Annotated in this window: 9 protein-coding genes; 4 read left to right on the top strand and 5 right to left on the bottom strand. The window is 69.0% G+C overall.

The genetic code is table 11. From position 1 onward, the window contains the following. Nucleotides 1-118: 118 nt before the first annotated feature. From selD to selA, 3 genes are read right to left on the bottom strand one after another with little or no spacing between them, the layout of a single operon-like run. Nucleotides 119-1,291 carry a selenide, water dikinase SelD gene (selD, locus tag VEC57_05230; protein ID HYB98520.1) on the bottom strand — a complete coding sequence of 391 codons (1,173 nt, stop codon included), beginning with the start codon at nt 1,289-1,291 and terminating at the stop codon, nt 119-121. Between the two features lie 25 nt (nt 1,292-1,316). After that, nucleotides 1,317-3,302 (bottom strand): selenocysteine-specific translation elongation factor, encoded by a 1,986-nt coding sequence (gene selB, locus VEC57_05225; GenBank protein HYB98519.1) that lies wholly within the window; start codon nt 3,300-3,302, stop codon nt 1,317-1,319. 2 nt (nt 3,303-3,304) lie between these two features. Next, on the bottom strand, nt 3,305-4,753 hold the full coding sequence (selA, locus tag VEC57_05220; protein ID HYB98518.1) for an L-seryl-tRNA(Sec) selenium transferase: 1,449 nt from the start codon (nt 4,751-4,753) through the stop codon (nt 3,305-3,307). A 175-nt stretch (nt 4,754-4,928) separates the two neighbouring features. Here selA and VEC57_05215 point away from each other — a divergent pair, with 175 nt between their 5' ends. After that, entirely contained in the window at nt 4,929-6,239 is a 1,311-nt protein-coding gene (locus VEC57_05215; protein HYB98517.1) for a CCA tRNA nucleotidyltransferase, read from the top strand. A 204-nt stretch (nt 6,240-6,443) separates the two neighbouring features. Then, nucleotides 6,444-6,818, top strand: a complete 375-nt coding sequence (locus VEC57_05210) for a hypothetical protein (protein ID HYB98516.1) — start codon at nt 6,444-6,446, stop codon at nt 6,816-6,818. A gap of 44 nt (nt 6,819-6,862) precedes the next feature. On the opposite strand, the gene VEC57_05205 is transcribed toward VEC57_05210, so the two are convergent. Further along, nucleotides 6,863-8,305 (bottom strand): cellulase family glycosylhydrolase, encoded by a 1,443-nt coding sequence (locus tag VEC57_05205; protein HYB98515.1) that lies wholly within the window; start codon nt 8,303-8,305, stop codon nt 6,863-6,865. A 483-nt stretch (nt 8,306-8,788) separates the two neighbouring features. On the opposite strand from VEC57_05205, the gene VEC57_05200 reads away from it, so the two are divergent. Next, the gene (locus VEC57_05200) at nt 8,789-10,753 is read left to right on the top strand and encodes a L,D-transpeptidase family protein (protein ID HYB98514.1); all 1,965 of its coding nucleotides are present in this window, start codon (nt 8,789-8,791) and stop codon (nt 10,751-10,753) included. A 223-nt stretch (nt 10,754-10,976) separates the two neighbouring features. On the opposite strand, the gene VEC57_05195 is transcribed toward VEC57_05200, so the two are convergent. Further along, nucleotides 10,977-12,410, bottom strand: a complete 1,434-nt coding sequence (locus VEC57_05195; GenBank protein HYB98513.1) for an ammonium transporter — start codon at nt 12,408-12,410, stop codon at nt 10,977-10,979. A 323-nt stretch (nt 12,411-12,733) separates the two neighbouring features. Here VEC57_05195 and VEC57_05190 point away from each other — a divergent pair, with 323 nt between their 5' ends. Next, entirely contained in the window at nt 12,734-13,072 is a 339-nt protein-coding gene (locus tag VEC57_05190; protein HYB98512.1) for a hypothetical protein, read from the top strand. Nucleotides 13,073-13,126: the final 54 nt, after the last annotated feature.

Here is a 13,126-nt window from a genome sequence, read left to right as displayed (position 1 = left end):
TCGGCGCGGCGATGGCCGATCATGCGTGTTTCGGCCGTTCATTCCAAGGCTGGCGAGCCGGGGTGACAAGGCCTCGCGTGCGCCGCGCGCGCCACGGATCGCCTGCACGGGCAGCGTCCTAGTGGATCGCCACCACGACCTTGGACGACTTCGGCCGTTCGACCACACGGCCGATGAGCGCCGGACGCAGGCCCTTCTTGTGCAGCGCCTCGACGAACCGCTCGGCGCGGCCCGGCCTGAGCGCCACCAGCAGTCCGCCCGAGGTCTGCGGATCGATGGCGGCCTCGCGCAGCGCCGGCGCCACGTCCGCCCCGAACGCAAGCCGCGGCCCCAGCCACTCGCGATTGCGCTTGGAGCCGCCGGTCAGGAAGCCGTCTTCGGCCAGCCGGGCCGTGCCGGGCAGCAGCGGGATCTGGTTGGAATCGATCTCGAAGCGCACGCCGCCGGAGGCCTCGGCCATCTCGGTGGCGTGCCCTGCAAGCCCGAAGCCGGTGACGTCGGTGCAGGCACGAGCGCCGTACTCGTGCAGCAGCGAGCCGGCAACGTCGTTGAGCGTGGTCATCGATGCCGTGGCGAAGCCGATCTCGTCCTCGCGTGCGACACGCTTCTTGATGCCCGAGCACACGATGCCGGTGCCGAGCGGCTTGGTCAGCACCAGCTCGTCGCCGGGCCGTGCGCCGCCGTTGCGGAAGATGCGGCGCGGATGCACCGAGCCGATGACGGCCAGGCCGTACTTGAGCTCGGTGTCGATGACCGAATGCCCGCCGATGATGACGGCGCCCGCGGCACGCACGCGCTCGCTGGCGCCTTCCATGATGCGCAACAGGATCTCCATCGGCAGCTTCGCCGACGGATACGCGACGATGCTCAGCGCCAGCATCGGCTTACCGCCCATCGCGTAGACGTCGCTGAGGGCGTTCGTGGCCGCCACCTGGCCGAACGTGTACGGGTCGTCCACCATCGGTGGAAAGAAATCGACGGTGGCCACCAGCGCCTGCGTCGGGCCGATCTTGTAGACGCCGGCATCGTCCGCCGTCTCGGTGCCCACGAGCACGCTGGGATGCGGGACCGAGGGAAGCTTCGACAGGATGCCGCGCAGGTCGGCGGGGCCAAGCTTGCACGCGCAGCCGCCCGAGGTGACTTCGGCCGTCAGCTGCACCGCTGGCCTTGCCTTCAGCGCCGCACGACCGGTGCCGCCTCCAGCCTTCGCGCGCACCGTCTTCTTGGTGGCGGTGCGCCCGCGCGCAGGCGCGCGCTTGCTGGAGGTTCGGGACTTCGTCGTTGCCGCCATCGCTGTGCCTCCTGAAAAAACGCGCTCAGCCGCGACGCAGCTTGCGCACGTCGCCCACGCGAACCGTCAGACCGCTTCGGTCGAAGTAGTCGAGCAAAGGTATACAGTACTTGCGCGAGGCGGAAATGAGATCGCGGAAGCCCGAAGCCGTGATCTCGCCTCGGCCCGTCAGATGCTCGCGCAGCGCGGCGGCCATCGCATCGATGGCCTCGCGGGCGAAGAGCATGTCGGACAGCACCTTGACCGCCTCGCCCCTCTCGACCAGGACGCCGGCCACGGTCGTCACGCGCTTGACGTCCACGCGCAGCTCGTCGGCCAGCTCCTTGAGCAGCGGCGGCATGTTCTGCGCGGCTCGCAGGCGCGCCAGCACCTTGGCCGCCAGCTCGTCATCGAGGCCGGCAAGGCTCGGCGCGTGCGACGGCTCGTGAAGCAGGTTGCCGCGGCGCGCGAGCTGCTTGGAAGCGATGACATCGTCCGTGATCATGCGAAACAGACGCGCGTCCAGCACGGGCCGAAGCGCTCCGCGCAGGTGCTCGAGGTCTATGCCCGGCAGGTTGGGATGCTGGCGGTGATGGGCCGCGACCGCATCGAGAAGGTGCTGGCGAAACTGGCGGCCGCGCTGCGCCGACAGCAGCACCTGCGGCGGACCGCCCCTGGGCAAGGCCTCGATCTGCGGCGCGGAGTTGCCGTGGCGACCTGCAGGGCTGCCACGTTGCTGGTCGCCCGCGATGGCGGCAATGGAGTCGGCATCGATGCCCGCGGCCAGCGCCGCTTCGCGCGGGTCGAGCGCGAGCGCAGGCGACATCTCCAGTACCGCCGCAAGGCGGTCGGCGGGCTCTCCCTTCTCCATCGCCTCGAGCAGCGGCGCCATCTTCACGCGTGCCACGCGGTGACGCTCGGCCCTGGCCACCAGTACCACGCCGCCGCCGAGCGTGCGCTGCGCGGTCTGATCGCGGATGACGAAGCGGTCGCCGATGCATGCGACCAGCGGCTCCTCGGTCACCAGCTGTGCGTACGCGCAGGAGCGCGGCGCGACCTCGCGCACGCCATCGAGCCAGATGAGGCGTGCCATCGTCTCGCGCGTGCCGTGATGCAGACGCACCGTCACGTGCGATTCCAGTGCTCGGCCCGCACTCGGCCGGACCTCGACGCGAACGTCCAGCCGCGACGTCGTCAGCTCGGCGCCCATGCCGGCGATCGTGTCGCCGCGGGCGACGTCGTCCTTTCCGAGCCCCGAGAGGTTGAGCGCGACGCGCTGCCCTTCGCCTGCAAACGCCGCAGCGGCGCCGTGCACCTGCACCTCGCGAACGCGACCGACGTTGCCGGCCGGCAGCACGCGCACCTCGTCGCCGACGGCGACGGCGCCCGACAGGGCCGTGCCGGTGATGACGACGCCGTGGCCCTTCATGACGAAGACCCGGTCGACCGGAATGCGCAGGATCGGCAGCTTCGCCGTCTGGCGCGGCGGGAGCGTGGCCAGGGTGCGCGTGATGAGCTCGCGCAGCGGCTCGATGCCCTCTCCGGTAAGTGCGGAGGCGGCCATGACGGGCGAATCCTCGAAAGGCGTCCCGGCGGCAAGGATCTCGATCTCCTCGCGGACCTGCTCGACGCGTTCGGGCGCCACCGCATCGGCCTTGCTGATGACGAAGATCGCGCGGCGCACGCCGAGAAGGTGGACGATGTCGAAGTGCTCCTCGGTCTGCGGCATCACGCCGTCGTCGGCCGCGACCACGACCAGCACCAGATCGAAGCCGTGTGCTCCGGCGAGCATCTGGCGGATGAAGCGCTCGTGCCCCGGCACGTCCACGACGCCGACGCGCTCGCCGCCCGGCAGTGCCAGGTACGCGAAACCGAGCTCGATGGAGATGCCGCGCTCGCGCTCCTCGGGCAGTCGGTCCGGCTCGATGCCGGTCAGCGCCCGCACCAGCGCGGACTTTCCATGGTCGATGTGCCCGGCCGTGCCGACGATCGCCTTGATCGGATCGGGTCTGGAGATGTCGGTCTGCGACATGCTCAAGCCTGGCCCGGATGCGGAACGAGATCGCGTGGATCGTCGATCAGGCGCAGGTCGAGAAGGAAGGTGTCGCGCTCGATGCGACCGATGATGGGAGGATCGGCGGCGCGGAAGCGGCGGGCGATGGCGTCGGGGCTGTGCGCGGCCGAGCGCACCGCGATGGCCAGCGAAGCGATGGCCACCTCCGGCTGCGAGCCGCTGCCGGACTGCGCGCGGGTCTCGACCAGCTCGAGAGCGAATTCGTCGCCGAGCTGCGCTGCGAGCAGCGCCAGCGCCTGCTCGCCGACGATGCGCAGATCCTCGACGGGCCGCAGCAGGTAGCGCAAGGTCGGGATTTCGATCTGCGGTGCCGGGTCGTAGCGGTACACGCGCAGCGTGGCCTCCAGCGCCGCCAGCGTCATCTTGTCGCAACGGAACGCGCGCTTCAGCGGATTGCGGCGCATGCGCTCGATCAGCTCGCGCCTGCCCACGATGATCCCGCACTGCGGGCCGCCCAGCAGCTTGTCGCCGCTGCTGGTGACGATGTCGGCGCCGGCGCGCACGCGCTCGCCCACCAGCGGCTCGGGCGCCAGTCCCCACTGCGTCAGATCGACGAGGGCGCCCGCACCCAGGTCCTCGATCACGTGCAGGGGCTGGCGAGCTGCAACGTCGGGGGGATCCGCGGAAACGACGCCGGCTGAGTCCTCCTGCTGCAGCTCCGTCTTCAGCGCGGCCAGCTCTTCGATGGCAACCGACGAGGAGAAACCCACGATGCGGTAGTTGCTGGTGTGAACCTTCATGAACAGCGCAGTGCGCGGACCGACGGCGCTGCGGTAGTCGGACACGTGCGTGCGGTTGGTGGTCCCGACCTCACGCAGGATGGCCCCGCTCTTGCTCATGATCTCGGGTATCCGAAACGCACCGCCGATCTCGATCAGCTCGCCGCGCGAGACGATCACCTCGCGACCGTCGGCCAGCGTGTTCAGCACCAGCATCACCGCCGCGGCGTTGTTGTTGACGACGGTGGCGGCCTCGGCGCCGGTCAGCTCGCACAGGTGCTCCTCGACCAGATCGTCACGGTCGCCGCGCTCGCCGCGCGCCAGATCGTACTCGAGGTTGCAGGCGCCGCCGGCGGCATCGACGACGGCCTGCATGGCTGCATCCGCGAGCCAGGCGCGGCCGAGATTGGTGTGCAGAACCACGCCCGTGGCGTTGACGACGCGCCGAAGGCGCGCGCCGTTGGCCGCGCGCAGGCTGCGGCTGGCGGCGTCGACGACGGCGGCAATGCTGATGTCACCCGCGCCGACGCTGCCCCCGCTTCGAATGCGCTCGCGCAGGGATTCGAGCACCCCGCGTACCGCGCTGGTGACGGCGCCGCGCGAGAAGGCTTCGAGCTCTTCGGCTTCCGGACTCGACAGAACTCGGTCGACCGACGGCAGGAGAGGAAGAAGTCGCGCGGCCTCGCTCACGGTCGCGCATCCTGCCCCGGATGCCGCTGCACCGCCAGTGACGGCCGGCATCGACGGCGCGGCGCGCGGTGCCAGGCAGTGGCCGCCGCTCGTGGCGCGCTCTGCATGCACATGCTCGTGCAAAGTCCGCGATCCGGGCCTTTACCGGCTACACTGCCCATGGGACCATCGCGCCATGCTGCGCGAGGCCGCCCTCTCGATCGTGCGAACGCTGCAGGAGCACGGCCACCAGGCCGTGTTCGCAGGCGGCTGCGTGAGAGACACGCTGCTCGGCCGCGAGCCCTCCGACTTCGACATCGCCACCTCGGCGCTGCCCGACGACGTCGAGTCGCTCTTCGAAGGCACGATCCCGGTCGGCCGGCAGTTCGGAATTCTGCTCGTGCCGGCCAACGGGCATCATTTCGAGGTCGCGACCTTCCGTGAGGACGGCGACTACGTGGACGGCCGCCGGCCCACCTCCGTTCATTATTCGAGCATGGAAGCGGATGCGTTGCGTCGCGACTTCACGATCAACGCGATGTTCGAGGATCCGGTGGCGGGCCGTGTCCATGATTTCGTCGGCGGGAAGGCCGATCTTTCCGCTGGCATCGTTCGCGCCGTCGGCGATCCGGGCAAGCGGTTCGCGGAGGACCGCCTGCGGCTGCTGCGCGCGGTGCGCTTCGCAGCCCGCTTCGGCTTCTCGATCGAGGAGGCCACCGCCGCTGCGATCGCGCGCGTCGCCGCGCACATCCAGGAGGTATCGGCCGAGCGCATCGGCGAGGAGATCGTCCGCATGCTCACCGAAGGCGATGCACGGCGCGCCTTCGAGCTGATGGAGCAGCTCGGGCTGCTCGAGCATGTGCTGCCCGAAGTCTCTCTCCTGAAGACGTGCATGCAGTCGCCGGATCACCACCCCGAGGGCGACGTCTTCACGCATACGATGATGTGCCTGGGTCATCTTCCACGTCCGTGCAGCGAGACGCTGGCCCTGGGCGTGCTGCTGCACGACATCGCCAAGCCGCAGACGGCGGCGACCACCGAAGACGGCCGCCGCACGTTCTACGGGCATCCTGCCATCGGCGCCGGGATGGCCACGGCGATCTGCCGCCGGCTCCGTCGAAGCAATGCCGTCGCCGAGCGAGTGGCGTGGCTCGTCGATCAGCACCTGCGACACACCACGGCCCCGCAGATGCGGTCGTCGACGCTGAAGCGTTTTCTGCGTCAGGAAGGGATCGAGGAGCTGCTCGAGCTGACCCGCATCGACGCGCTCTCTTCGAGCGGCGACCTGTCGCATCACGAGTTCGCGAAGAAGGCGCTTGCCGAGCTTCCGCCGGAACAGATGCGGCCGCCGCGCCTGCTGACGGGGGAGGACCTGAAGGCCATGGGACTGCCGCCCGGGCCGCGTTACCGCGAGATTCTGCAGGCCGTCGAGGATGCTCAGCTCGAGGGGACGGTGACGTCGCGGCAAGCGGCGCTGGACATGGTGCGCGCGCGGTTTCTCGGCTGACGCGCATCCCGTGCGCCAGTCTGCGCGATGCCTTAAGACGCCGTCGGTACGTTCGCCGCGCAGCGCATCGTGCGCGAGGCCCGCGTTGGTGGCCCGCTCCCGGACGCCGCACCCGCAAGCCGAAAGTTCCCAAGGCCCTTGACCGCTCGCCGATGCCACCGCCAATGTCGTCGCACGCGCGATTGCGGAAAAGGAGAACACCCAATGCCACGAATCTCAGCGACATTCGCCCTTTTGATCGTGCTCGCAGCCGCGCCCGCTTCGGCCGCGACTCTGGCCAGCAGTCCGGTGTCGGCATCGCCGTCGGACGGTTGCTTCATCAAGATCTCGAACCTGTCCGACATCCGAGCGGCTGAAATCGATCTGGCCTTCATCAATCCCGCCGGCGTCACAGCCTACGGCGGCAAGATCATGGTCCCGCCACTCGGCAGCTTCGTGGGCGCCAATTTCGCCTGCGCCGATGCTTCCCACCACTGGGCCCGCATGAGCGGGAAGTTCTCCAGCAAGCAGCTTCGCGCAACGTACTGCGTGCATCCTCCGGCTACGCCGAATGAAGCGGTGTGCGAAGTGCTTCGCTGACGCGGCAGGAATCATCGTGTAGAGGACTGCAGCCACGAGCGGCGTCACGGAGCGCGCCGCACCTCGACGCGCACCGGGCCTGCACCGGTGGTGCGGAGCTTCAGCAGCTCGGCACCGGGCCGGGAGACGACGCGCGCAGGGCCCGTCACCTTCGCCGTGTAGCCGCCCGCATAGTGGCGCGCCGGCACGACGATCTCGGTGGGTGCCCGCACCGCCGGGTCGCTCTCGTAGACGAGCTCGAACAGACGATCCGCGGCGTCGGCGTGAAAATCATACGAGACCGGCGTGCCGGCAACGGCGCGCGGGTACGGCCGCACGAGCACGTCGAGCTTGGCCTGCTTGAGGTTGTCGGGCGTTGGCGGGAGCGCAGGATCGATGATCACGCCTTCGTGCGGTCGGTCGCAGCACGGGTCGCGGTTCCAGTACGACCAGTATTGCCACGACATCATGTGACGCTCGGCGGCTTCGACGTCGCGCGAGAGCGCGCCAAGGTCGTCCGTGGCGCCGAATTCGCTCATCAGCAGCGCGTCGCCGGTGCGATCGCTCTGCGCCTGCGCCCGCTCGAAAGGACGATCGATGCCGAGCGGGCACGCAAGCATTCCCAGGTACTGCTCGGGCACGCCGGCGGCGGCGCCGAGGCAGTAGACGTGGAAGGAGAAGCCGGCGTTGTCGTCGCCGGTGTCGCCGATGTGCACGTCGGCGCCTGCGCCGAACACTGGATGCGTCTCGTAGAAAACCAGCTTTTGCGTGTCAGCCTGACGGATGCGCGCGAACACTTTCCTGGCGAACTCGGTGGCGGTGGCGTCGAAGACCGGGCAGCCCTCAGGATTGATGCACGTCGGGTACTGCGAGCCGGGCCAGGTCTCGTTGAAGATGTCGTAGCCGAAGACCGCGCGTTCGCGTCGAAGGCGCGTGGCGGCGTGTGCCCACGCGTCGGCATACGCGTCCTGCAGCGGCGTGCCGTCGGGTGCCGCGTCGTTGGCCCAGAAATGATCGAACGCGCGCCACAGCGCCGGCATGAGGAAGTAGTTGCCCGGAAATCCGGCGTCCGGCTCGGCCGGCAGGCCGTCGTCGATCACCGCCCAATCCGGAAACCCTTCGCCGCTGAAGCGCTCGTTGAAGAGATCCTGATGGAAGTCCACGAGCACGTGAATGCCTGCGCGCCCCAGCATGCGCGCGGTGGCGGCGATGGATTCGAGGTAGGCATCCTCGTACTGCCCGCGCACCGGCTCCAGCGCCTTGTAGATGATGCCGAGGCGCACGGTGTTGAAGCCTTCGCCGGCCAGGAACTGCGCGTCGTCCTCGCCGAAGCCGAGAGCGGCCGGATCGTAGGGCGGCAGCTTGGCCACCATGTTGACGCCGTGAAGTGTGACGATGCGGCCCTTGCCGTCGATCAGCCAGCGGCCGGAGTGGCCGCTGATGGCCGTCGAGCGTCGCAGGGCGCGCGCGATCACGCCGCCTGCGGAGGCGGGCTCGACCGACGGCACGGTCGCAACGAAGCCGAGCGCAACCGCGGTCCAGGCACAGAGCGAGGCAAACGAACGCCGGGGACGTGCGGACATGAGTCAGACCCTCCGGACGAGAAACGTGCCTCCGCCTGCCGCCTCCCCCGAGGCTGCGATGAGTCTAACCCGACCGGCGCAGGCCAAGAAGGGTGTTTGGCGCCGCAACGCCGCCGGGCGCGCGGTGCCGCCATGCCTGGCCGCGCGAGTGCCGGATTCACGACCGCACGAAGGCCGAACGCCAGCGCACGCATGCTTGCACCGGCATCACGGAATGCGCCGCTGCGGCGAACGTCCGCATTCGCCTGAAGCTTGCAACGGCGCCACGAGCGTTACCGCAAACTTGCCGATCGACATGGTTGATCCATCATTGTGCGGCTACGCTGAAAGCGTGAATCCCGACGCGCGGCCACCATCAAGGGGCCAGCGCATGCAACGCCCCACGGGCAAGGAGTGCGAGCCGTCGCCATGAGCTCGACCAGGTGCGGCAACGACCGCCACGTTGCCAGAACTGCAGCGGCGCTGCTTGGGGGCGCAATGACGCTGCTGGCAAACGTCGCTCCGGCCGCGGCGCAGTATGCGGATCGCGAGCCCGAGCCGCCGCGCATTCAGTATCCGCCGCGCGCCTACTATCCGCCGCGCCCGCAGCGTGAGCCGTACTACCCGCCCGCTCCGCGCCGCCGCGAGCCGGTCGATCCGCGCTACTACGAGCCCGACGAGCCGCGGCCGCCGTATCGCGAGCCGGTACAGAGCAGGCCCCGCTACTATGAGTACGAGGACGATGACGGCGTACGCCGCCCTCGCTCGTACGAGCCTGCGCAGCCTCCGGCATACCGGCCCACCGAGCGTCGCGACGATCGGGAGTATCGCCAGGTGCCGCAGCAGCGGCGCGAGCCCGTGCCGCGCCCCGCGTACCGTGAGCCGGCGCCGCGCAGCGAGCCGGCCGAGCAGCCGCGCACGTATCGCGAGCCAGTGCAGTCGGATGACCGGATCTACCGGCCGCAGCCGCAAAGACCGCGCGAATATCCGCCTGCCGGCGGCGAATACGCGCCGCAGCGCGAGCAGGCTCGCCCGCAGCACAGCGAGCCGCCGCGCGAGAGCTACCAGCCGGCGCGCACGACCGACCGCGGCTTCGGCAGCTTCGAGACGTTCGACGATGCCGAGCCGAGCTTTGGCAGCGCGGGCAGCGACCAGCTGACCAGACTCGGCGACATGCTGTCGCGCTATCAGAACATCGAGCGCGGCGGCGGCTGGCACGCGGTGCCGGGCGACAAGTCGATGTCGAGCGGCGGAACCTACGACTGCGCGAGCGTCAAGGCACTCGAAAAGCGTCTGGCATCGGAAGGCTATCTCTACTCCACCACCGAGGAGGCACCGCCTGCGCCCGGCAGGAAGGCCCCGGCGCAGTGCCGCTACAGCACCGAGCTCGCCACCGCCGTGAAGAACTTCCAGGCCGACCGCGGCCTGAAGGCCGACGGCGCATTCGGTCCGACCACGGCGCGTGAGCTCAACCGTCCGGTTCGCGACATCGTCGAGGCCATCGAGCGCAACATGCAGCGGTGGCGCGACGTCACGCTGGACGGGGCCGACGAATACATCCTCGTCAACATTCCGACCTTCGAGCTGAGCGTCATCAGCGACGGACGCGAGCAGATGAAGTTCCCGGTCATCGTCGGTCTGCCAACCTGGCAGACGCCGCTGTTCAGCGACGTCCTCGAGCACATCGTCATCAACCCGGAATGGGGAATTCCGGAGAGCATCGCCTCCCGGGAGATCTGGCCCATCGCCAAACGCGACCGCGGCTACTTCCGGCGCGAGGGAATCGTCCAGACCAAGGACGGGCATCTGCGGCAGAAGCCGGGGCCGAAGAACCCGCTTGGCCGTCTCAAGTTCATGATGCCCAACAAGTACAACGTCTACCTGCACGACACGCCGGGGAAGCGGCACTTCGCCTCCCAGGCGCGCGCGCTCAGCCATGGCTGCATCCGGGTGAGCAAGCCGGTGGAGCTGGCCGAATATCTCCTGCGCGACGATCCGGCATGGAGCCCGCAGAAGCTGCAGGCTGCGATACGCGCCGGCAAGACCGTGCAGGTCAATCTGAGAGAGAAGGTCCCGGTGCACATCGTCTACTTCACGGCGCTCGTCAACGATCAGGGCCGTCTGGAGCTGCGCAAGGACGTCTACAATCTCGACAACGGCGGCGTGCAGGTCGCACGCGACAACTCGGGCCTCCAACTCGCCTCCGACGGCGGCGGCGAAACGGCGGCGCTGAGGCACGTCGGCCTCGATGATCCTCGCGCGGCCGACGATCCGCGCGTCACCGAAGCGCTGGGCACGGATGTGCAGGAGAGCCGCACGCGCGGCGCCGACGATCCGCTGATGCCGCCGGCGTGGCCATGGGCCGAGCCGACGCGGATGCAGACGACGCGGTAGCGGGCGCCGAAGGGCCCGCGCGACGTCGCCAATCGGCGCTCCGCCAGCGGAAGCCGGCGATTGCAGGCACCGTCAACCGTCCCTCCGCGCTCACGGCGAAAAACGAAGAGCCCGATGCCGCGCTCCCTGACGCGGTCATCGGGCTCCGTCGAGCACGCAAAAGAGGATGAAGCGTGCCTTCTTGCGCGTTGCGTGCCCTGGGCCCGCAACGCCATGTCCCAGGCTAGTGCGCCATCTTCGGTTTGGTGGCGGTCAGCGTCGAGCCGTGCACCTCGTGCGCAATTCCCTCCATCATGGCCAGGCCGCTGCCGCCGGCCATCGAATAGGCGGTCTCGGCATGCTCGGTCAGGTCGAGGCCGGCAGCCTCGTCTTCCTCGTGCACTCGCAGCGAGCCGAAGAACATCTTGAGCACGCTCAGGATGATGAAGGTCGCCACCGGCGCGAAGACCACCACGAAGGCGATGCTCTTCAGCTGCACCATGATCTGCTGCGCGTTGCTCTCGATGCCGGAGCCGAGCGTGACGGCGAAAATGCCTGCCGCCAAAGCTCCCCACAGGCCGCCGAGAGCGTGAACGCCGAAGACATCAAGCGAGTCGTCGTAGCCGAGGGCAGGCTTCAGGAACGTGCAGGCCGTGTACGAGACCGCCACGACACCGGCGCCGATGGCGATGGCTCCCATGGGAGAGACGTTGCCGCAGGCAGGCGTGATCGCGACGAGGCCGGCCACCGCAGCGGTGGCGCCGCCGAGAGCGGTCGGCTTGCCGCGATGAATCCACTCCACGATCGCCCACACCAGAGTTGCCGTGGAAGCGGCCGTGCTCGTGTTCAGGAAAGCCAGCGTGGCCAGCGGGCTGGCGCTCAGGGCGCTGCCGGCGTTGAAGCCGAACCATCCCGTCCACAGCAGGCCCGCACCGATCAGGCACAGCGGCAGGCTGTGCGGCGGCATCGGCTCCCTGCCGAAGCCGCGACGGCTTCCGAGCATGATGGCCGCAACCAGCGCGGAGAAGCCGCTGGACATGTGGACGACGAGGCCGCCGGCGAAGTCGATGGCGCCGGCATTGAAGATCCAGCCCGTGCCGCCCCAGACCATGTGCGCGAGCGGGCAATAGACCACCAGCAGCCATATCGTGATGAAGGCCAGCCACGCGCTGAACTTCATGCGCTCGGCCACCGCGCCCAGGATCAGGGCCGGAGTGATGATGGCGAACATGCCCTGGAACATGATGAACACGTATTCGGGAATGTTGCGGGGCGGCGAGGCGAAGTTGGCGGTGACCGATTCCAGCGTCACTCCCGCCAGGCCCACCTTGGAGAAGTCGCCGATGAACGAGTTGCCTTCACCGAAGGCCAGGCTGTAGCCGACGACCACCCACAGCACGCCGACGACACCGGCCGACAGGAAGCACTGCATGAGGACGTTCAGGACGTTCTTGGCCCGCACCAGGCCGCCGTAGAACAGCGCCAGGCCGGGCAGGGTCATCATGAGCACGAGCGCGGTGGACACGAGCACCCACGCCGTATCGCCGGTATCGACGGCAGGCGGCGCTTCGGCCGCCTCTTCGGCGAAGCCTGCGGTCGCGGCCAGCAGCGGAAGCGCCAGCGCAGCGCAAAGCGAGAGAACGCGGCGGCGCCGCGCGGAATGATCGGTAGTAGTCATGCTCGGTCCTCCTAGTCGGTTGCGGATGGCCCGTGCGGCCGAGGCCGCATCGCGCAACGATGGGCGCGCTTGTGCAACGGAGGTGCCAGGGGGAGCGGGCGAGCGACGGCGGAAGGCTGCCCACCGCTAAATCCTCGATTTCTCTGCATGGAGGATACGGCCGCGGCGCCTTTCGCGCGCGTACGACCGTGCTTTCGAAGGCGGCGGCCGCCGTCGATTCCGGTGCCCTGCCCGATTCGGCGGCACGGCCGCGCGCAAGATTTAGGCATGCGTGCGGTCCCGGTCGCGTGGGTGCGCAGGGACCGCGGCGCTAGGATCACGCCATGCGCCACACTCGTCCGCCCTGGCTGGTGCTCCCGCTGCTCGTCCTGATCGGCGCGGCGCCGGCACCGGGCGCTCCGGAAGCGTTCCAGGAGGCCGTTGCGGCCGACCAGCCCGTCCTGTGGTTCACCCTGGATGAGACCGAGGGCGATGCCATCAATCATGGCAGCCTCGGCAATCGCACGCAGGGCTTCACGCGTTATTTCACCGGCACGCTGGACGAGGTCGTGCTGTACGACCGCATGCTGACAGCAGGTCGAGCTGGAATGTCCGGCGGCCGGGCTGCCCTGGAATTGATCGTCGCTCCACGCGAAGCACCTCGCCGCGGACGGGCCGCTTGACCGTCGCCCGCCACCATGCCGCCTTCCCGAACCGCCAACTGATCCCTCGACGGC

It is taken from the genome of Candidatus Limnocylindrales bacterium (assembly GCA_035626395.1).
Classification (GTDB): domain Bacteria; phylum Desulfobacterota; class Binatia; order UBA1149; family CAITLU01; genus DASPNH01.
Note: the sequence above shows the minus strand (reverse complement) of the source record. Positions and strands in the feature narration are given on the sequence as shown.

What these genes read in the sequence shown, in the direction of transcription:
- selD (HYB98520.1), bottom strand. Translation starts at nt 1,291, where the DNA reads ATGGCGGCAACGACGAAGTCCCGAACCTCCAGCAAGCGCGCGCCTGCG.
- VEC57_05190 (HYB98512.1), top strand. Translation starts at nt 12,734, where the DNA reads ATGCGCCACACTCGTCCGCCCTGGCTGGTGCTCCCGCTGCTCGTCCTG.
- VEC57_05215 (HYB98517.1), top strand. Translation starts at nt 4,929, where the DNA reads ATGCTGCGCGAGGCCGCCCTCTCGATCGTGCGAACGCTGCAGGAGCAC.
- VEC57_05210 (HYB98516.1), top strand. Translation starts at nt 6,444, where the DNA reads ATGCCACGAATCTCAGCGACATTCGCCCTTTTGATCGTGCTCGCAGCC.
- VEC57_05200 (HYB98514.1), top strand. Translation starts at nt 8,789, where the DNA reads ATGAGCTCGACCAGGTGCGGCAACGACCGCCACGTTGCCAGAACTGCA.
- VEC57_05195 (HYB98513.1), bottom strand. Translation starts at nt 12,410, where the DNA reads ATGACTACTACCGATCATTCCGCGCGGCGCCGCCGCGTTCTCTCGCTT.
- selB (HYB98519.1), bottom strand. Translation starts at nt 3,302, where the DNA reads ATGTCGCAGACCGACATCTCCAGACCCGATCCGATCAAGGCGATCGTC.